The following is a 21,040-nucleotide window of genomic DNA, read 5'->3' on the forward strand; positions in this document are numbered from 1 at the left end:
AGGGGCCGTACCCCAAGGAGGAGCGCGCGCCCTCCGCCCCGTTCGCGCCCTTTATCCCATATTCGCGTCTACGGGTAAAGAAGCGCGGCCACTGCGCGAGAAGTGGCAACTTCAATATAGGAGGAGGTGCATCATGTTCTACAGCTACGTTGAACTTGAAGACGGAACGCAAGTTGCCTACTCCAATGTTTTGGATGACGGTGTTGTCGAAGTCTCAATTGAGCGCCCCGTCGACCTGGGTTTTGATACAGCCCGTTGTACGCTTCCGGCGTTTGAGTGGTCGGGCATCGAGGGTTTTACTGATGACGATATGACGTACCTCAACACGTTTATCCACAACAATGCGCCGCTAATCCTTCGACTGGCACGGGAAGCATCAAAGACGCATGCCTAGGTTGTTCCTATTTCAAGGATTTGCCATTTTCTTCTGGACGGGCGAAAACGGAAAACCTGTTCACGTTCATGTTGCCAAAGGTCGCCCATCGCCACATGCTACGAAGATTTGGCTCACACGAAACGGTGGATGCATCCTTGCGAGCAATGGAAGCAAGTTGACCAGACGTAATCTGGCAGATGTGATGGATTTCATCATGGCAAACCATGAGGAGATATGTCAGCGCTGGCGTGAGTATTTCCATGGTGGCATTTCGTTTTACAAGTAGAGCGCAATGCCTGATGGGGCACCGGCCGCAAGTGCGGTCGGTGCCCCAGCTGCTAGAATCGAACGGTTTTGGTTCCCGTACGGTGAAGATGGCCATTCTTGTATACTCGGTATTGGGGAATGTGAATATTGCCGTGCCTGCCTCTGTTCATAAAGTGAACGGTTGGCTTGGCAATACGCTTTCTCATATGCACCTCCTTCCGTAGACTGTTTCAAGTGGACCATAACGCCTCGTTGGGACATTTTTCTGTCAAGGAGGTCCGACGAGGCTGCCGCAGTCCTATGGCGAACGAACTATCATGGTGGGTGGACAACGCATGCAGAGGGGGCCTATGGCGGAGAAGGACAGTTCTCAAGAGATAGCCGTCATCAACGACGAACAAGGCCTGCTGTTCCTAGGTGACCAGAAGGCAATTACAGCCTTTCTGAATGACAATCACCTTGCGTCGCGCGCCTTTACCGTACGAGCGGCTGGAACGGCGGGCGTTGCGCTCAAGGTCGCCGGAGAAGTTGCGGAATCGTCCGGTCGCTGGGTCAAGCTGACCAAAGAGTCCGCAGAGCTGGTGAAGCAATACGGCAAGAAGGGCGCGCTCCAACCTGGTGTCGTGCAGAAGAAGAATGGTCAGATCGTCAAATGGCTTAAGTTCGAGAGCCCGGGCGACTTGTTCAGCCCCGCAATGGCTGCAGGGGTGGGCGGAATGATGGCGCAGATGGCGCTCGAACAGTCCATTAGGGAGATAACCGATTATCTGGCCGATATTGACGAGAAGGTTTCCGATCTGCTGCGCGACCAGAAAGACCAGACAATTGCAGACCTTATGGGCGTTGCGCTAGAGCTTGATGAGGCCGCAGCTATTCGCAGTAAGACGGGAACGTTGAACGAAGCGGCGTGGTCAAAGGTTGCCCCCTGCGCTCAAACGACATCGAGGGCTTTGGCGTATGCGCTCACCAAGTTGAGTGGGATTGCGGAGAAGCTTGCGAAAGCGGGAAATGTGGACGAGCTGGACCATGTTCTTGGTTCTGCACACGATGACACGGCTCTTTGGTTTGCTGTGGTTGCGCAGGCGGTGCAAACGCGTGACAAGCTTTCTGTCTTAGAGCTTGAACGCGCGCTGGCTGAGGCTCCTGAGGTGATCGAGGAACATCGGAGCGCCATTGTGGAGGCGCGCAAGGAACGTGTTCAGCGCGTACGCAGCTGTATCGATCAATTCCGGGACGCCCTCGAGAGGTCGGCTGAAATCGCTCGGGGTGATAAGCTGCTGCATCCCATCAAGGCGGATCAAGGCATCGAGAAGCTTGAGGATTTGTTGACGCTGGCTGATCAGTTTGCCCAATGCCTGGACTTGGAGATGGATGCGCGAGTTATCGAGCATGCGCAGAGCTGGGACAAGGTTGTAGGACAGTTTGTGGGAGAGGCGGCCGCTGACGCAGTGGATCTTGGCAGCAAGGCATTGGAAGGTGCTGCCGAATTGGGCGGCAAGGCGCTTGAGGGCGCACAGGGTGCCGGTTCGGCCATTGGAAAAGGGGCATCCGATTTGGGTAGCGCTGTTGGCAAGAGCGCGGCCGACCTCGGTTCTGCGCTGGCGGATGGTGCCCAGCAGTTCGGTGATGCGCTCAAAGGGGTTGACCCAGGAAAGATCACGAAGTCGTTGCCGTTCAAGCTGCCGTTTGGGAAATGATGTTCGATTAGAAACCTGGGCGTCAGCTGTTTGCATCGGCACTAGTTCGGCGCTCGTCGGCCTTGACGGAGAGCGGGCCATGCCGGTAAAGCGAAATTGGACAACGGCTCGTTATCCAATTTCTTATGCGCGGACGGCGCAAAGGAACATTCCGCGATGAGGAGGATGCGGTTCTCGGTGCCCCGCTTCATCTATGGCGCTGGTCGCCCGCACACAGCGGCTCCTGCAGCTGTGCTGCGCTTTCTTCGCTGAGCTTTGTTTCGTTCTGCAAGCCATCCATCTGTCCGTCTCTTCAAGTCAGGTGGGCATAGAAAAAGCCTGCACCTATTAGATGAGTACGGGCTATGGGGTTGTCACAATGAAGGCTCGTTCCTCTCGTACTACCATGGTTACGATAAACCAAATTTTCTGGTTGACAATAACCGAAATACATCATACACTGATTTCAACAAAGGTTATCAATAACCATTGTTGAAGGGAGTCAACATTGCTGAACAACATCTCTGGCAACACGGAGGCAATTTGGCGGGTTGCCGACGCCATGAGGGGGGCCGTCGAGTTTCCTGCGGGCATGAGCACATACTTCTGTGCATTCCTCGCCTACACCATCAAGTTCAGTGACGGGTCGTACAGCTCGCTTTCCGAAGTGATTGAGGCTGCAGCTGGGGACGACCAACTTATCCGCGATTCCCTTGATGATGTCGCTCCTAAGGTCGACGTCGATCGTCTCTACGCGATGGCGGAAAAGGTGTCCACAGAAGACCTGCTTGGGTATCTTCTCGCCGGACCAGTTGCTGATAGTCCCATGAGCGGAGAGTGCTCGACTCCCGATAGCATCGCTTCCCTCGTCTGCGGGATTCTCGACGTGCAGGACGGCGATTTGGTCGTCGACTTCGGAAGCGGGGTCGGAACCTTCCTTGAACGAACCGCGAAGACGAGCGGAGGTTCGCGGCTCATCGGTGTCGAGCTTAACGTCGGCAACGTCGCGGCGGCCCGTATTCGCGCGAAGGTTTCGGGCTCAGGAGCCACTTACGAGCTAGACGATATGTTCGACTACTTCGAGCGTGCACTTACTAACGAAAAGGCCGATAAGGTCTTCTCGAACTACCCGTGGGGCATGAGGGCGAAGCACCTCGAGGGCAGATCCGAGTATCTGGAGAAGGTCCTCAAGGGTATGTCCGAGTACGGCCGCCCGACCTCGGCGGACTGGGTGTTCAACCGTCTCCTGATCGACTCCATCAACAAGGACGGCATCGCGGTTGGCATCATGACGAACGGCTCCGCCTTCAACGGCGCCGACGCCCGCGTGCGCAGGTACTTCATCGAGAACGGGTGGATCCGCGCTGCCGTCTCGCTGCCGGCGGGCGTCTTCTCTCCATGGAGCAACATTGGTACGACCTTGGTGGTCCTCGGTCATGGCAACACGGAGGGCGTAAGGCTTGTGGACGCCACCGACCTCGGGACCAAGGAACGTCGTGGAGTAAACCTCTCAGCGGGCGACGTCCAAGAGATTCTGGCACGCATGGGCACGGACTCCGACAAGAGCGCCTTAGCGCAAGTCGGCGAGTTGGCGGAGCGCGAGTACACGCTCTCGGCAAACCGCTACCTGCAGAAGGAGATTAGGCTGGTCAACCCCGTAGCATTGAAGAGCGTCATACTCGATGTCACGCGCGGAGCGGGGCTCAGGGCCAAGGAGCTCGATGAGCTCACCTGCGCCGAAGACACGGGCATCCGCTACCTAAACCTCGCCAACATCGTGGACGGATCTATCGACGACGAACTTCCCTTCCTCAAGGATCTAGACGCCAAGCTTGAGAAATACTGCCTCGAGACCGGCGACCTGCTGCTCTCCAAGAACGGCGCGCCCTACAAGGTCGCTGTCGCCGAGGTGCCGGAGGGTCAGAGAATCCTCGCGAACGGCAACCTGTACACCATCAAGCTCGATACCGCGAAGGTCGATCCGTATTACGTCGCCGCATTCCTTAGTAGCCCCAAGGGAAAGGAGAGCCTCGCACGGGCATCGAAAGGCACGGTCATTCCTAACTTGCCGCTCAGCGAGCTCCGCGCGATCAAGATTCCGCTCGAAAGTGCAGAAAAGCAGGCGCAGATCGCCGCGGCCTATCGTGCGAAGCTCGACGAGATAGGCATCCTCAAGCTCCGCCTCGCTCGCGCCCGCCAGGGGCTCGTCGACCTCTTCGACGAGGAGGCCTAGCGTTGGCGCCGCTTACCCAACAAGAGCTCGACGACCTCTATGAAGCGATGATGGGGCGCATGCATCTGGAACTGCTGGAAGCCCTGACGAGGGCCAACCGCACGGGAGAGCTTGAAGACTTGCTCGCAACTCTGGGGATGTCAGACCTGCTGGGTCGCGGCGAAGACCCCAGTCCGCTTGAAACCGGCAAAATCATCGTTCTTGGCGCGAGCCAGGTGCCTGTCGACAAGCTCCGAAGCACGGCAAGAAAAGAAGGCTTCGACTCAGATCGATTTGAGTTCAAGACAGGGTACAAGCAGCTCAAGCACTTCGACTTTGGGAAGATCAGGGGCAGTATGGGCTATGCCGCTATCTTTGCCGGTCCCATGCCGCACAGCACCCCCGGCACCGCGGAGGCGAGCAGCTTCATCGCCCGCGTGGAGAACAACCCCAACGATTATCCCCAGCTGTTCAAGCTGTCAACGAAGATCGAGCTCAAGATTACCAACAACAGCTTCAGAAACGCCCTCAGAGAGCTCAAAGAGCAGTTTGCCTGAGCTTGTATCCGTTACGATTTCTATAGGCCCTAACAAGAAGGGAAGGTGCCTCATGGCACAGGACACAAGGGAGATCCAGCGCGCCGAGCTGTTCAAAACAATCTGGGGAATCGCGGACGAAGTCCGCGGCGCAGTCGATGGCTGGGATTTCAAAGCCTACATCCTCTGCTTCCTGTTCTATCGCTTCATTTCGGAGGACATTGCTGAGTTCATTGACGAGGGCGAGCGTGAAGCGGGCGACGAGTCGTTCTCCTATGCGGAGCTTTCCGACGAGGACGCCGAGGCGGCGCGTGAGGACGTCACGAAGGAGAAGGGCTTCTTCATCCTGCCGTCCCAGCTGTTCCAGAACATTGCCATCGCTCCGGACAAAGATCCGGAGCTCAACGTTCACATCAAGGAAATCTTCAATTCCATTGAGGCATCCAGCGTGGGTACGGCTTCCGAAGATAGCTTCAAGGGCCTCTTCGACGACGTCGACGTAACGAGCAACCGTTTAGGCGCCGACCTCACCGAGCGCAACGCACGCCTTGCCAAGATCATCGAGGGTATCCGCAACCTCGATTTCGGTAGCGTGCGCGATGCCCATATCGACCTCTTTGGCGACGCGTACGAGTATCTTATGAACATGTATGCGTCCGGGGCGGGCAAGTCGGGTGGTGAGTTCTTCACACCGCAGGAGGTTTCGGAGCTTCTTGCGCGCATCGTTATCGGCGACCGTACGAGCCTTTCAAAGGTCTACGACCCTGCATGCGGCTCAGGCTCACTGCTTCTCAAGTTTGCAAAGTTCCTCGGTAGTGAAAACGTTCGCGTTGGTTTCTTCGGGCAAGAAATCAATCCCACTACGTACAATCTATGCCGCATGAACATGTTCCTGCACCACATCAACTTCGATCGTTTCAACATCGCGCGCGGCGATACCCTCATCAATCCGTACCACTGGGACGATGAGCCGTTCGATGCCATCGTTTCCAATCCGCCTTACTCGACGAAGTGGGTGGGCGACGAAGACCCTACGCTCATCAACGACCCGCGCTTCTCGCCGGCGGGCGTGCTCGCGCCCAAGTCGAAGGCCGACCTCGCCTTTACGATGCACATGCTCTCGTGGCTCTCGGCCAGCGGAAAGGCTGCCATCGTTGAGTTCCCCGGCGTCCTGTACCGCGGCGGCGCAGAGCAGAAGATCCGCAAATATCTGGTGGACAGCAACTTCGTCGAGGCAGTAATCCAGCTCCCCGCGAATCTCTTCTTCGGTGTGACCATCGCTGTATGCGTCATCGTGCTCTCGAAGTCAAAGCAGGACGACCGGGTGCTGTTCGTGGACGCATCCGAGGAATTCATCCATGTGGGCAACAAGAACAAGCTTTCGCCCGAGAATATCCAGCGCATCTACGAGACGGTTCACGGCAGAAGCGAGGAAGAGCACTTTGCCAAGCTCGTTGGTATCGACGAGATCGGCGGCGAGAACGCGTACAGCCTATCTGTCGGCACGTATGTCGAGAAGCGCGACACGCGCGAGAAGATTGACATTGATGAGCTCAACAAGCGCATCGCCGATATCGTTGCGCGCGAGCAGGAGCTACGCGAGCAAATTGACGCCATCGTGGCAGATTTGGAGGCATAGCGATGGCACGTATTGATGAGCTGATTGCCGAGCTCTGTCCGGATGGGGTGGAGTATAAATCCATCAAGAGTTTGTTTTCTGTAGTAGCATCACCAAAGACAATTCAGCGAGCAAATTATGGAAACGGGTCTCTATTTCCAATCATCGACCAAGGACAGTCTGATATCGCGGGCTACACAGATGACGAGTCTGCTTTAATACCTACTGGCGAATACGTATTGTTTGGTGATCATACACGAGAAGTGAAATGGGCTGATTTTCCTTTTGCGCAAGGAGCTGATGGACTCAAGATATTGGCTCCAAAGAATGTTCTTGTGCCCAGATATGCATACCATGCGGTTAGCAACCTATATATCCCGTCTCGTGGTTATAACCGTCATTGGTCAGTTTTGAATAAAATGGAGGTCCCTGTTCCGCCCATCGAGGTTCAGCTCAAAGTCGTGAGGATACTAGACTCCTTCGCGGAGCTGGAGGCGGAGCTGGAGGCGGAGCTGGAGGCGCGTAAGGCGCAATATACCTACTACTGTGACCATCTATTTTCTCCTGAGAGCCTCGAGAAGATGGCAGGGCAGCCCGTCGGCTTGCGAACATTGGGTGAACTTGGCACTTTCACTCGTGGCAGGCGATTTACCAAGGCAGATTATGTTGATGATGGTGTCCCTAGTATTCATTACGCTGAGATTTATACGAGTTTTGATACGGCAACCGAAGATGTCTTCTCCTTTGTACGTGCCGATAAGGCCGACTCTCTTCGGTATGCGCAGCCAGGAGATTTGGTAATTGCTTGCACGGGCGAGGACGCAAGAGACATTGCGAAGGCGGTCGCTTGGCTTGGTGAAGTGCCGGTTGCAGTCCATGACGATTGCTCTATTTACCATCATTCGATGAATCCAAAATACGTTGCGTACTTCTTCCAGACAAGTGAGTTTGGAAGGCAGAAAAGGATGTATGTAACCGAAGCAAAAATGACAAGAATCTCCGCAAGGCGCCTTGCTTCGATTGAAATCCCTGTCCCATCCCTCGCTGTCCAACAACAGATTGTCGACATCCTCGACCGCTTCGACTCGCTCACAACCTCCCTCACCGACGGCCTGCCCGCCGAGATCACAGCGCGCCGGCAGCAGTTCGAGTACTATCGGGATAAGCTTCTCAACTTCCCGCGCAAGGAGGGTGTTTGATGCTCGAGCCTGACTGCTCTGATTTTGCCTCAGATAAGCATGGAAACAGCTCGTTTTTACCCCTAGTGGGGATAGAGTATGACGGAAGCGGGCCTCTAAAGAGAGTAGCTGTTGAATACGACAGCTCATCGGCCTCATCTGTTTGTACCGAATGCGACGAGGATGCAATTGCTTCCGTGCCGGAAGATGCTGGAGAAATGGCTCCTGTCGGAAAGACCTATTCCATCCTGCTCGAAGGTCCTGAGGCGACCGTCTGCGCAGAGGCTCCCAAGACTGTGACGGATTCTTCCGCCTATCAGACGGAAGCGGAGCTCGAAGAGAGCCTCATCGCACAGCTCGTTTCTCAGGGGTATCAGCGTCTGCGCATCAATGACCAAGCGGGTCTTATCTCAAACCTGCGCGATCAAATTGAGAAGCTCAACAACCTCACCTTTACTGATGAGGATTGGAATACCTTCTTCACGTCGAAGGTCGCCAATTCTTCGGACGGTATTGTCGATAAGGCCCGGATCATCCAGAAATCCCCGGTTATAGATTTCACGATGGGGGACGGCGCGCTCGTCAACATCAAGCTCCTTGACCGCGACCACATCCATAAGAATCGCCTGCAGGTGCTCAATCAGTACGAGGCGAACGAGGGCGCTCACAAGAATCGATACGACGTCACCATTCTCGTCAACGGTCTTCCGCTCGTGCACATCGAGCTCAAGCGTCGCGGCGTGCCGCTGCGTGAGGCCTTCAACCAAATTGAGCGGTATCAGCGCGAAAGCTTCTGGAGCGAGTGCGGTCTGTTCGAGTATGTGCAGATCTTCGTTATCTCCAACGGAACCAACACCAAGTACTACTCGAACACCACACGCTGGCAGAAAACGAGCAACGAACGCGGAAAAAAGACGAGCGCATCCTACCAGTTCACGAGCTGGTGGACCGACGCGGAGAATCATCGCATCACCGACCTTGTGCCGTTTGCCGCATCGTTCCTCTCGCGCGGCACGTTGCTCATGGTGCTCACCCATTATTGCGTGCTCAATGTCTCAAATGAGCTCTTGGTCATGCGTCCCTACCAGATTTGCGCTACCGAGCGGATTCTCAACCGAATGCTGATTGCCCTTTCCGATAGGCGGCGGCTCGGCACGATTGCGGCAGGTGGTTATGTATGGCATACCACCGGATCGGGCAAGACGCTCACCTCGTTCAAGGCAGCGCAGCTTGCTTCGCTCATGGAGGGCATCGATAAGGTGCTCTTCGTGGTCGACCGCAAGGATTTGGATTACCAGACCATGAAGGAGTACAACAAGTTCCAGCCGGGTGCGGTGAATGGGTCGAAGAGTACAAAGAAGCTTGCAAAGAACCTCGAATCTCCAGATGCTGATAAGCGGATTTGCGTTACCACCATTCAGAAGCTCGTCTCGTATCTTTCCAAGGCTGATAAGAAGTACCCCGTCTTTTCGCGCAACGTTGCTTTTATCTTTGATGAGTGTCACCGCTCGCAGTTCGGTAAGATGCACAAGGCGATTACGAAGTTCTTCAAGAACTATCTGCTGTTCGGCTTTACGGGCACGCCTATCTTCGCGAAGAACTCCCGCTCGGGCGGCGATCCCGATCTTAAGACGACGCAGCAGGCGTTTGGCGATTGCCTGCACAAGTACACCGTGGTCAACGCAATCGATCATGGGAACGTGCTTCCGTTCAAGGTGGACTATATCAAGACGTTCCGCAGAAAGGACGGTAGGCCTGACGAGCTTGTTGAGGGCATCGACACCAACACGGCTTGGCAGAATCCCAAGCGCATCCATATCGTGAGCGAGTACATCCTCGACCATTACGACCATATGACCAAGCGAGACGGCGCGAGCTATCAGTACAAGGGGCAGCGCCGTAAGGGCTTCAACTCCATTTTGGCGTGCGATTCGATTGAGTCGGCTAAGGCATATTATTTCCAGATCAAGGAGCTGCTTGCGGAGCGACCTGGGTTTGATTTGAAGGTTGCCGTCATCTTCACCTATGCCGCCAACGGGGAAGAAGGCGATGGCATGCTTGCCGAAGAGGCTATGGACACTGATGGCATGCTGCAGGCAGACCGCAACTTCCTTGATGCGGCGATCGCGGATTACAACGCCATGTTCGGGACAAGTTGCGGTACCGACTCAAAGGGGTTCGACAACTACTACAAGGACGTTTCTGACCGTATGAAGAATCGGGAGCTCGATTTGCTCATCGTGGTCGACATGTTCCTTACCGGCTTCGATGCCAAAACGCTCAATACCCTTTGGGTTGATAAGAATCTCTGCATGCACGGCTTGATTCAGGCGTTCAGCCGGACGAACCGTATTCTCAACTCGGTCAAGACCTTCGGAAACATCGTGTGCTTCCGCGACCTCTCTGATGAAGTGGACGAGGCACTTGCCTTGTTCGGCGACCCCGATGCCGGCGGCATCGTGCTTCTCAAGCCCTACGAGGTCTATTTCCAGCGTTATGCCGAGCTGCTCGAGCACCTGCGCACGGCGTTTCCGCTTCAAGGCGGCTTTGACCTGCTTGGCGAGGAAGCTGAGAAAGAACTGGTCAAGACGTTCGGAGCCATTCTTCGATTGCGGAACATCCTGTCCTGTTTCGACGATTTTGCTAACGACGATCCCATCGGCGAGCGCGAGCTTCAGGATTATCAGAGCCACTATCTTGATATCGCCGATAAGTATCGTCGGAAACGCGAGGCCGAGCTGGTTGATATCGGAGACGACTTGGTCTTCGAGATGGAGCTGGTAAAGCAGGTCGAGATAAATATCGACTACATTCTGATGCTCGTCGAGCAGCGCCATGGCGATAATGTGCAGGACAAGGAGATTGCCGACAAGATTCGCAGCGCCGTTGCCTCGTCACCCGAGCTGCGCGATAAGGCCGAGCTCATCGAAGCCTTCATGCGACTTGTTGGATTCGGCGATGTTTCAGAGACGAAGGTCGACATTGCTGAGATGCCGGAGCAGGAGCGCCATGGCGTGATTGCTCGAGAGTGGAGGCGGCATGTCGCGGCGTCGATGGAGTCCGATTTGGAGCGCATCGTCGAAGAGAACCGGCTTAAGCCCGAAGAGACTCGAGCGCTTATGTCGGAGTCTTTCACCGCGGGCGGCATACCTGATACTGGCGTCGCAATCTCGAAGGTCATGCGACCGGTGTCCCGATTCGCTAAGGGCAATCCCTATGGTCAAAAGCGCCGCACGGTGGTCGATGCACTCAAGGCGTTCTTTGAGAAATATCGGAGTCTTACGAATCGGTATCCGATGGAAAATGGGTCGGAAGATAGGAGCATACATTAGCCATACTCATGGATGAAGGCTATGAGCTATCAGCGCTTATGGGTCCATTTGTGTTTTATCTTGACAATAAGTGCGGATGGCTCAGTTTTGCTCTCTGATTCGTTTGCGGTGGTGATGCACGACGTGCATTTATGTCAATGTCGTTTTGAAAACTCTGAGACACGGTAAAACTTAATTGACTCTTAAAGTATTAGCGTGTATATTGCGTATTAGTCGAAAGGAGTTTGCGATGCAGACCGGCGATGTGTCTAAGCAGTTTCGAACGCTCGAGCAGTCCCTGCTTTCGTTGGTGGGCGCTGGCGCGACTGATAATTATGATTTGCTTTCGCTGTACCTGACATGTGCTCACGATGTTCGCCTAATAGGGGAGCGTTTTGATGGCGCTGTTGCGAGCCTGGATGCAAAGAAAGGCGAAGCAACTAGAAAAAATGCAGCGCAGAAAGAAAAGAAGTCAGAAGACTCCAGGACAGGCGTTTCCGAAACTCGCGGCGTTATATCGAAAGGGTCGCCTATTTACTTCGTTTCTAATAACGACCTAGTAAAAATAGGACTGAGTAAGTCGGATTCTGAGAGGCTGTACAGGAAGGTCATCCCATTGGGTGACGTTGAGTCCATTTGTGCTCGTATCGCTGAGGATTTCGAACGTCTTGGTGTTGTTAGCGCGAATGATTTGAAGATGAGGTCGGGGTATTCGGACTACAAGGTGCAGTCCACGCTGATGTCACTCGTTTCTGCAGGAGCCATGCGTCAATCAGGTCGCGGAAGGTATGTGCCAACCGAAAAGTATCGCTCGATATTCTCCGCGCATTCTCTATTGGAAGCCATTCTAGATTTGCCCCGCCATGAAGAGCTTCTTAGACGGTATGTTGTCCAGGAAAGCGCGTAGTTTCAGTGTCGTGAAAGGAGGTGATTAAATTGCTCGAATTAAATTAGTAGCTGCCGGACTGCAATCCGACAGCTACTGGCTGACGTGGCATATTGCACATGCATACACTTGTAGTATGCCATTTCAGCCCCCGTTTGTCAGCAGACAACGTTCCGAAAGGAGGGGCTATGCCTCATTACTACTTGAATCGCAACCATCAGAATTCCGGCGAGCATGAGGTCCATAAGAGCGGGTGCTCGCATGATCCTTGGTATGGAAATCGAATCGATCTGGGCTGGTGTTCAGATGATTACGAGGCTCTTAGCAAGGCGAAGCGCATGGTGACTCGTGTGGATGGATGTTTCTGGTGTTGCCGGGATATTCATCACGGCTAAATAGCATCGATGCACGGACAATGTCTGCACATTGCGATTTCGCAATGATTCGCTTTGCTATTTAGGCTTTGAAGCGTGCGCTATGATGAATGCTGGGAATCTCTAGCTCCAGTAAGGGCGTGTTCGGAAAGCCGGATACGCCCTTGTTCTTCATATAGGCGGGGTGTTCGAATCACGACATCTGGATTCTATCGCACAGGATCGCAGGTTCGCATGTGGGTGGATTATACTGGCTTCGAATCTTGAGTGGCTTAGAGCGCGGGCACACAGCCTGTTCGCAGCGTGAATGATTCAAATAATGAGCTGGAATCACAAGCATTCGTTCGTTGCGCATCTAGAGCTCAGGGGGGGGGCATTCAGTGCTGTCGGCGGTAGCTGAACGCAATAACATGTCCGTGTGGGAAGCTGCCATGGGTGAATGGTGGACTTTGATGGATTGGAGGCATGGGGATTGTTTCAAGGGACTGCAGCGGGCTATCCATCGTGCCCACCGCGTTCACAGCGCCCTGCATTGCGATGTACGTCCTTATCAATGGCTAGGCGTTCCTCATCTTGATTACCCTGATCGTGTTCGTGGGGCTGCTCGCTTGGTTTACCTCGGGGGTTCGCTCCAATTTGACCGTGGAACGGGGCGGTGCAAGCACAGAAAAGAATTACGCAAACTATTCGAATGACCGAGCGGTGAATGTAATCAAGGCGGCATCCGATCCAACGAAGAAGGGGATGGTTCAGCCAGTGGGGGCGAGCGGTAATCGGCCCGCATCTCTAGACCTCGCTGCCGGGCGTTTCGACGGCTCTCCGGGTTCGCCGCCCGCCAATCGTAAGTTATCCAATCGAATGTTCAGGTGATGCGCAATTCATTCCACATAACGCCTGCAAGAGATGCGCGCTGCCACTCCGAAGCGTCCAAATGAGCGGCCCAGAGCGGATAAGTCGCATCTTTTTTCGAAGTGCGGGCATGCACCGCGGAACATTCGCCCCTCACCGCGACCCACGATGCGGGCAACTTGCGCAGCGGCGCGGTCATGTGCGCGTTCGGCATGACATATCGCTACACCTATCACGAACAGTTGTTTTCTAAGAAGCCCGTGGTTGATTTTCGCCTATACCAGATCGATCTTGCGCCCGGCGTGCGGGCGTATCGAGGCAATTGGGAGCGCTCGCCAGAGTATCGGGTGAAAGAGGGTCCATGACGTTTGCGGCGTGCTTTTCCTCGTCACCGGGCGAGATCTCGCTTGCAAGCGACGGGTCGGCGTTCGAAGACCTGTGGCTTGCGAGGCGGAGGCACTTCGCAGCTGGGCGTTAGAAAAGTACGACCCCGCCTGGTGCGCTTCATCGTTTCCGAGAGAGGCGTGCGGGGTACTGTTGTCAGCTAGTCTACTAGATTAGGTGGCGTCACTCGTCAAACAGATCAGAGTGAGTTCCGGTGCGTGATGCGACAAGGATGAGCTTGTCTTTGTCTATCGCGTACACAAGGAGCCAGTCAGGTCGGATATGGCATTCGCGAAAACCGATATACCTACCAACGAGCGCATGGTCGCGGTGCCGTTCCTCAAGCGGCTTCTCTGTGCAAAGCTTATCAAGCACAACTTGGAGCTCATTCATGTTGAGTCCACGTTTCTTCATTCGCTTGTAGTCGCGCTTGAATTGCGAGGTGGGGACGAGCTTGAGCGCCATGTTCGGTTACTCGTCTAATGCGGCGAACATGGCCGACGTCGAGTCGTAGGGCTCCGCGGGCACCTTCCCCGCAAGGATATCGCGGGCTTCGTGCATCGCCGCTTCGGTCTCGCTGTTGTACCGCGGCTGCCGAACGTCGAACGGCAGCCCGCCCTCGAGAATCGATTTGTGCAGGAAGATGTTGATTGCTTCAGTGAGAGTCATTCCGAGGCTTCCGTAAATCGATTCTGCCTCTGCCTTGATCTGCGGATTGACCCTCATGCTGATCGATGCGCTCTTAGCCATTGTCACTCCTTGCATTGACATTGCATATGCATTGTATCACATACCCATATATAGCGAGGTTGTTCGCGGCATTTGGCTATTCTTAGATAAAGTGCGCCTTGCTTTTCCGGGCAGGAGGTGAAAAGCGGAGCGCGTCAGTGCAGCGCTAAAGGAGACCCTCCCACGCAGCTTCTCTCAATCCTTCGGATGGCCAGCGGAGCCTCCCTGTGGCGCGGGCTCGACAATGTGGAGCAGGGGCGTGTGAAGAACCTCCGCCCTGTCGGCAAGGGTGCCTTTGACGCCGAGGTGGAGGGCTCCGCAAATCTGCCCTACACCGTCCACGTGGACACTGCGCATGTTCGGCAGTCCTATTGCGACTGCCCGCACGCGGCGGGCACGAGGCGTATCTGCAAACACATGGTTGCCACGGTGTTCGCGGCCTATCCCCAGCAGATCGATGCCTTCAAGTGGGAGGTCGAACAGGCGGAGCTGGAATATAAGCGCGAGGAGGAAGCCCATCGCGCGGAGCTCGTCCGTTACGTGAACAGCCTCAAGAAAGGCGAGCTTCGCAAGGCCTTGCTCGACGCGCTGATCGAGCTGGAGGAGCGCCGCGACCGCTGGTGGTAGAGCTCCTGAACGACGCATCCTCGCTCTTCCGAGGCACCGTTTGCAGGTTCATTCCACTTTTGGGAATATCGTTTTCAACGATACGAAACGCGGCGTATTGAACGCAGGAAAACCGCAGGATTTTGGAAACGTTGGCATGCGGCAAGGCGACCGCGGCAAAAAGATGTTCCCAAAACTGGAACGAGTGGTGTTGGCGGTCCTGTTTGGGAAAGATCTGGTGCCCGATGGGGATGCTGAGCGAGCATTTTCCGCTAGCAGCGCCTCGAATCGAGCGCTCCGAGCGACCCGCCAGGGCCCAACGAGAGGGGGTAATGCCGTGGTTGCTTCATACGCATCGATAACCAGCAAGGCGGACCTTCTTGCTGCCGATGCGGCGCGGGATATTGCCCTGTGCGGCCGTTCGCTTCACGTGGACGCTCAGGTCCGCGCGGACCTGGCATCCGCCGGCGCGAACGAACCAACCCCGACGCCGTATTTTGTGCTGGAAGAGCTGTTTGGCAAGCTTGGTCTCACGGCGGATGACCATCTGCTCGATGTAGGCTGCGGAACGGGCAGGGTTCTCGCCTATGCAGCCTCGCAGCTCCCATGCCGGGCAACGGGCGTGGAGTTGGATGCCCGTCTCGCCAACATCGCCTCATCGTGGGCAGCATCGTCTCCCCAGCTCAACGTTATCGCTGGCAGCGTGCTCGATATCTCGCTCGCGCCCTATACCTGCTTTTACCTGTTCAATCCATTCGACACCGCGGTGCTCACGCGCTTCCTCGACAAGGCCGAGCGCGAGGCGGCACCGCCCTTCACGCTCGTCCACATGTCCGATAACGGGGAGTCGTTCGCCTACCAGGGACGTCCCGGTTGGCGGCTCGTCCGTTCGGGCAGCATTCAGATGTTCCAAACGGCTTCTGGTAGAAGCATCAAGTTCTACGAGTTTCCGCAGCATTATTCCGTCTGGCGTTATGAGGGCGTGAGGTAGATTCGTCCCTGTTCGCTAAAACAAGCAGCTCTCGATCACGTTCTTTCCACGCAGCGTGCCAAGCCACTCGGCGGGAATCCCCTCAATGCCGTATACGATGCCCGCCAGCGCCCCGGCCACGGCGGCGGTGGTGTCGGTATCGTCGCCGAGATTGACGGCGGCGAGTGTGCAGTCTCGGTAGCTGTTCGTTGTGAGCAGACACCAGAGGGACGCCTCCAGCGTGTCGCGCACGAAGCCTCCGGAGCGCACCTCACGTACAGGGCGCTCGGCGAGTGCAGTATACGGGCCCGCGGCTTCTCGCATCGGGACGCCCACTGCCAATCGCCGGGCAATCGCAACGAGCTCTACGCATGCTTTGGTCGAGGTGCGGTGCGCGTGTGTGATGGCCGAGACCGCCTCGATGTCCTCGTCGCGCACATCGGTGAAAGCCAAGGGGACCGTGCGCATGAGCGAGCCGTTGCCGTTGTCCCATTCGTCTGCGCAGCCAAAGCCCTGGTCGAGCGCTCGAGCCGTCGCTCCGCCGATGTCGAACAGGTCGTCCACGGTATAGGCGCCCTCGCGGTACCAGCGGCAAAACCGCGTTCGGATGTCTTCTGCGTCCACACGGCCCAGCTCGCGGTAGCTGTCGCAGATGGCAAGCGCCATCGATGTGTCGTCCGACCACGTTCCCGCAGGTTGGTTGTGCGAGCCGTGGCCCATCATGCCCGTGCAGCGAAACGTCCCCCGTGGGCGAAACTCGTACGGCACGCCGAGCGCATCGGCCACTGCCTGTCCGTAGATGCAATCGCGCAGCGTTCCCGCCATGGCGCCTCCCAGCTCGTTGTCTCTGCTCGATAGTCAACCATATCACGCGCGCGGTTTGAGCGGGCATCTTGCGAGCGGACAAACGAAGGCGGGCCCCGAGCGATGTGCCCGGAGCCCGCATGGTCCTATGGTGTTTGTGCGTGCCGTGGTGTTCGTTTGCTGGCTGCTACGGCAATCAAGTACCGCTTGCTAATCTCTCTTGCGGCGTATGCGCGCGGCGATTGCAGCCCCTGCAAAGGCGAGCGCGCTTCCTGCAGCAGCAACCATCATGGGCAGCGAGAGCGCGTCGCCGGTGGCGGCGAGCTTGCCGCCGTCCTCTTCCGCACGGGATATGTCGGCGTCTGCGCTGGCCCCGGGGCGGGATTCTCCGCCTTCGCCGGAGTCGCTATCGCCTTGCGGGGGAGCGGTCTGGTTTCCGTCCGATGATCCGTTGCTGGGATTATCGCTACCGGGCTCGTCGCCTTCTGAACCGTCGCTCTCGCCCGAGTCCTCTCCGTCTTCGCCTGCCGGCGGCTGCTCGCCGCTCCCAGAGTCCTCGTCGGATCCGCCTTCGCCTCCATCGCCGCCGGGTTTCTGGCCGCCTCCGTCGCCGCTATCTGACCCGTTGCCCGGTTCTTGACCACCGCCTTCAGGCGGGGTCACCTCGCCGTCGCCGGAGCCATCACCGGGCTCCTCGCCTTCTTCGCCGCCTCCAGGCTCCTCACCAGCATCACCACCGGTAAGCGCGGTATGCGGATTCAACCGCACGTCGTAGGCCACCACGCTAAAGGACGCCGGATCTCCGTCACCCACGTCGCCGGTGAGCTCGAATGCCCCGTCGCGCGAGAAGCCCACGAGCTGCCCGTCGCGGTAGAGCTCCCACGCCGTCGTGGCGCGTGTGAGCTCGTCGCTCGGCATCGAGGCCGTCACGCGCAGCGCGTCGCCCACGATCTCGACCGTAAGCTCGGGCTCAACCGTGCCGTCTGCGCCCACGATCTCCTCGTACGTCTTCGCTCCGTTGATGATCTGCGCGTCGGTGTTCAGCGAGAAGTATTTCACCTTGCGCGGCATCGAGGGGTATTGCGCGCACCATTCCAGCACCTCGGGCGCTAGGTCGCGCTCGCCGAGCTCGTAGAGGTACTCGGCGAAGTTGTAACCCGTTCCCATGGTGAAGGCCACGGCCATGCGGTTGTACTTAACACCCGTGGTGGCATTGCTCGCCAGGTCCTCGATGGTCTTCACGGCAGCCGGATTGCCGCGCAGGATGCGCAGGGTCGCCCCGTAGGCGCCGTACGTCTCCACATCCGCTGCGATCTCTTCGGTGTAGGGGCTCGCGGAGAAGTCGTAGCCCGCGTAATCCCAGTCGTCGAAGAAGTGCAGGCCGTTCCACCACGTGGTCACATGCGTCCAGATATAGGTGCCCCAAACGTTGTCGTTCATCCAGTCGGGCACGTAGTTCGGGTCGGCGGCCATCTGCGCAAGCTCGGCATCGCGGCGCTTGGTGGCGTTCATGGCGTTCACGCGGTAGCACGCCGAGGGGTTGAACGCCGTTCCCGCCGCGCGCGACGCCTCGATGCCGCCGTGGCGCGAGCCGGCGATGGAGTACAGGTTGTTCGTCTCCTCGGCAACCGCGATCACGTTGTTGTCGAGCATGTGGCCGTACTCGTGCGACATGCCCCAGCCGTACATGTCGTCGCCCGCGAGGAACGATGCGGCCGTGCTCTCCGGCATGTGGAAGTAGCGCCCGTAGGCGTACATGGTCGAGGGGCTCGAGACCGTGCGGGTGAACGCCGTGTGCACGCGTGCGGTGGTGATGGCGTTGGGACCGCTTGTCTGGGCTGGGTCGAACCCGTCGAACGCCCAATAGAACTCAAGCCGGTTCTGGATGGCGGTGTTCGATTTCTCGATATAGCCGATGGCCTCGGCCTCGGACGAGATGCCGGAGTACGCCTTCGCCATGGCGGTCGCGCTCACGGCGAACTGTGCGCTGCCTTGGTCGCCCATCTGGATGAGCGTCATGTCGGCCACCTGGCCCGCCTGTGCCCGGGCAGCGTACGCGCGGATGTCTTGCACAAAGGCCCAGAAGCGCTCGGGGTGGGCGGGATCGTGCTCGTAGAAGGGGTGCTCGCCCAGGCTCGTGCCCAGGGCGGGGCTGCTGCCGGCCTCGGTGCCGGCCGGGGTGCCCGAGCCGCCCGCGTCGTCGCCCGAGGCCGCTTCTGCACCGTCGCCCGCTGCCCCCATCGCGACCGCGGCCGCATCCGCCGCCTCGATGCGCACGTGCGCCGCGTTCTCGGTGGAGTCGTTGCGCAGGTAGAGCATGGAGCCATAGGTTTTCCCTGTGAGGTCCACGGTAATGCGATTGATGCCGTTCACCAACCCGCTTTTCTGGCCGAGGTTGAGCGACGGGTAGTTGTTCGTGTCGGTCACGCCCACCTGGCGCCAAGCAACCGAGAGCTTCGAAGGGTCGTCGGCATCAACGTAGACCAGGATCTCGTTCATCCGGCCGGGCTTGAGGTAGAGCCCCGTGGCATCGAGGTTGTCGAACTGATAGCCCTGCTGGGTGCGCTGCGCCTCGGCCCACGGGTCTCCCAGCTGAGAGAGCTCGCGCACCGTGTCCGCGAGCTCGTCGCGATGCGCGTCGAGGTAGGCCGCATAGCGCTCGATGTCCTCGATCTGCTGCAGGCGCACGCGCTTCTCGGGGGTGTCCACGCCAGCGAAGTGCTCCTCTACCGTCGCGCGCAGGCTATCGAGAGCATCGGGCCCTGTGAGCTCGCCGCGCAGCTGGAGGCCGAGGTTGTCGGCGAAGGGGTTGTCGAGCAGGTCGAAAAGCGCAGCTACGTCGGCCGAGGCAAGGGTGATGCGACGCTGGTCGGCGGCGTCGAGGCCCACGGAGGCCGTTTTTTCGGGCGTTCCCGCACGGCGCACCGAGAGGCGCTCCAGCGCGATGCGTGCCACTTCGGGCGAGGAGGCGGTTGCCACCACGCCGCCCGCCGGCCACTCGCCCGCGAGCACGACCTCGATCGGGTCGTCCGTGGTGTGTGCCTCCGGCGCGCTTGCGAACGAGAGCGCCGCTCCTTGCGCTAGGCTCACGCGGTCGGTGCCCTCGAAGCGGGCCTGTCCACCCAGCTCAAGCGATCCGCGGGCGTCTACGCGCACGCCGAACGTGTTGTTGGGGTTGTTGTTGCCGATGGTGCCGCCCGTGAAGCTGAGCGCGCCGCCCTCGAGCACGTGCACCACGCCGTCGCTCGACACATTGGACGAGTTCCCCGCGATGCTGCCGCCCGTCATGCGCACGACTCCCTTGGTCCACACGATGGACTCGGAGTAGCTCGTGCGGTTTCCGGTGATGGCGCCCGCGCGCATCTCGAAGGTGCTGCCGCGCTCCACCGCAACAGCGGCGTTGCGCATGGCGAACCCGTTGCGGATTTCGCCACCGTCTAGCACGAACGTGCCCTCGCGCACATAGACGGCACCCCACGGCTTCCATGAGCACTGAGCGCCCTCGATGGCCGTGCCCGCGCGCATGGTGAAGGTGGACTGCCCACGCAGGGTGACGACGGCGTCGTTCGAATCGGTCCGCTCGCTGTCGATGACGAGCTCGCCCGTGGCGGGGTCGGCTGCTTCGAGTGTGAGCGAGGCACCGTCCGACAAGCGGAACATGCCCGCAGCCTTCCCGCCCTCTTGCGGGAATTGCTCCGTGCGCTTGATGGAGGTGTCTGCGGTGGCGCGCAGTGTGATTGAGCGGCCCGCGTCGACCGCTACGGGTTCGCTGATGCTGAGCGCGCCGGAGACTTCGATGGCATCACCGTCCTGTGCGGCCCGAGCCGCCTCGACGAGCGAGCCGTACGCCGTCCGTTCGCCGTCGTGGACGAGGGCGACCGTGCCGGCGGAGGCGTCTGCTTCGGAGGTAGGCTCGGCGTCTTCGGAGGGCGCGCTTGTTGCGGGGGCGGGCGCGGTGGTGCCGGCGGAGGAGTCTTCTGCGGGAACGGTGGCAGTCTCGGCGGATGCGTCTTCCGCAGGAACCGGCTCGGTTGTATCGGCAGGCGCGTCTTCCGCGGGTGCGGCGGTGCTGGTCTCACTTTCGCTATGCTTCTGGCCGCTATTTTCGTCTGCAAAGGCGAGCGCGGGTGAGGTGAGTACAGCGCCCGCGCCGGGGCCCGAGAGCACAAGGCTCGCGGCAAGGAGGGCGCGCAGGGTTGTAGGTGCTATTCTGCTGTTGGGCATGATGTCCAAATCCTTTCGCATCTTGCGCCCCGTGAGGGGC

At 58.1% G+C, this 21,040-nt stretch carries 15 protein-coding genes; 11 read left to right on the forward strand and 4 right to left on the reverse strand.

Features of this window, described 5'->3' with window-relative positions; all coding sequences use genetic code 11:
- The first annotated feature begins 133 nt into the window (after positions 1–133).
- The 9 genes from GJE22_RS09380 (at position 134) to GJE22_RS09420 (ending at position 12,081) form a co-directional block, all read left to right on the forward strand.
- Positions 134–394 (forward strand): hypothetical protein, encoded by a 261-nt coding sequence (locus tag GJE22_RS09380; RefSeq protein WP_144688834.1) that lies wholly within the window; start codon positions 134–136, stop codon positions 392–394.
- A complete protein-coding gene (locus GJE22_RS09385) occupies positions 387–662 on the forward strand; it encodes a DUF4160 domain-containing protein (RefSeq protein ID WP_144688835.1) in 276 nt (91 codons plus the stop codon). Before GJE22_RS09380 ends, GJE22_RS09385 begins: the two co-directional genes overlap by 8 nt.
- Before the next feature lie 331 nt (positions 663–993).
- Positions 994–2,340, forward strand: a complete 1,347-nt coding sequence (locus GJE22_RS09390; protein ID WP_144688836.1) for a hypothetical protein — start codon at positions 994–996, stop codon at positions 2,338–2,340.
- Positions 2,341–2,827: 487 nt separating this feature from the next.
- Positions 2,828–4,552 (forward strand): N-6 DNA methylase, encoded by a 1,725-nt coding sequence (locus tag GJE22_RS09395; protein ID WP_144688837.1) that lies wholly within the window; start codon positions 2,828–2,830, stop codon positions 4,550–4,552.
- A 2-nt stretch (positions 4,553–4,554) separates the two neighbouring features.
- Positions 4,555–5,088 (forward strand): hypothetical protein, encoded by a 534-nt coding sequence (locus GJE22_RS09400; protein ID WP_144688838.1) that lies wholly within the window; start codon positions 4,555–4,557, stop codon positions 5,086–5,088.
- A gap of 52 nt (positions 5,089–5,140) precedes the next feature.
- The gene (locus GJE22_RS09405; protein ID WP_144688839.1) at positions 5,141–6,706 is read left to right on the forward strand and encodes a type I restriction-modification system subunit M; all 1,566 of its coding nucleotides are present in this window, start codon (positions 5,141–5,143) and stop codon (positions 6,704–6,706) included.
- 2 nt (positions 6,707–6,708) lie between these two features.
- Positions 6,709–7,884 carry a restriction endonuclease subunit S gene (locus GJE22_RS09410; RefSeq protein ID WP_144688840.1) on the forward strand — a complete coding sequence of 392 codons (1,176 nt, stop codon included), beginning with the start codon at positions 6,709–6,711 and terminating at the stop codon, positions 7,882–7,884.
- 197 nt (positions 7,885–8,081) lie between these two features.
- The gene (locus GJE22_RS09415; RefSeq protein WP_144688841.1) at positions 8,082–11,195 is read left to right on the forward strand and encodes a type I restriction endonuclease subunit R; all 3,114 of its coding nucleotides are present in this window, start codon (positions 8,082–8,084) and stop codon (positions 11,193–11,195) included.
- Between the two features lie 229 nt (positions 11,196–11,424).
- Positions 11,425–12,081: a hypothetical protein gene (locus GJE22_RS09420; protein ID WP_144688842.1), complete on the forward strand. Its 657-nt coding sequence runs from the start codon at positions 11,425–11,427 to the stop codon at positions 12,079–12,081.
- A 1,769-nt stretch (positions 12,082–13,850) separates the two neighbouring features.
- Here GJE22_RS09420 and GJE22_RS09425 read toward each other — a convergent pair.
- Positions 13,851–14,132, reverse strand: coding sequence for a type II toxin-antitoxin system YafQ family toxin (locus GJE22_RS09425; RefSeq protein ID WP_144688844.1), 282 nt, complete (start codon positions 14,130–14,132; stop codon positions 13,851–13,853).
- A gap of 6 nt (positions 14,133–14,138) precedes the next feature.
- Positions 14,139–14,417 carry a type II toxin-antitoxin system RelB/DinJ family antitoxin gene (locus GJE22_RS09430; protein WP_144688845.1) on the reverse strand — a complete coding sequence of 93 codons (279 nt, stop codon included), beginning with the start codon at positions 14,415–14,417 and terminating at the stop codon, positions 14,139–14,141.
- Positions 14,418–14,657: 240 nt separating this feature from the next.
- On the opposite strand from GJE22_RS09430, the gene GJE22_RS09435 reads away from it, so the two are divergent.
- Positions 14,658–15,023 carry an SWIM zinc finger family protein gene (locus GJE22_RS09435; protein ID WP_186297460.1) on the forward strand — a complete coding sequence of 122 codons (366 nt, stop codon included), beginning with the start codon at positions 14,658–14,660 and terminating at the stop codon, positions 15,021–15,023.
- 316 nt (positions 15,024–15,339) lie between these two features.
- Positions 15,340–15,993, forward strand: coding sequence for a class I SAM-dependent methyltransferase (locus tag GJE22_RS09440; protein WP_218957905.1), 654 nt, complete (start codon positions 15,340–15,342; stop codon positions 15,991–15,993).
- A gap of 15 nt (positions 15,994–16,008) precedes the next feature.
- Here GJE22_RS09440 and GJE22_RS09445 read toward each other — a convergent pair whose 3' ends face one another.
- Positions 16,009–16,797 carry an ADP-ribosylglycohydrolase family protein gene (locus tag GJE22_RS09445; RefSeq protein WP_144688848.1) on the reverse strand — a complete coding sequence of 263 codons (789 nt, stop codon included), beginning with the start codon at positions 16,795–16,797 and terminating at the stop codon, positions 16,009–16,011.
- A 189-nt stretch (positions 16,798–16,986) separates the two neighbouring features.
- Positions 16,987–21,021 carry a M60 family metallopeptidase gene (locus tag GJE22_RS09450; RefSeq protein ID WP_235895868.1) on the reverse strand — a complete coding sequence of 1,345 codons (4,035 nt, stop codon included), beginning with the start codon at positions 21,019–21,021 and terminating at the stop codon, positions 16,987–16,989.
- Between the last annotated feature and the right edge of the window lie 19 nt (positions 21,022–21,040).

This window comes from Enorma shizhengliae, assembly GCF_009676995.1.
Lineage (GTDB): Bacteria > Actinomycetota > Coriobacteriia > Coriobacteriales > Coriobacteriaceae > Enorma > Enorma massiliensis.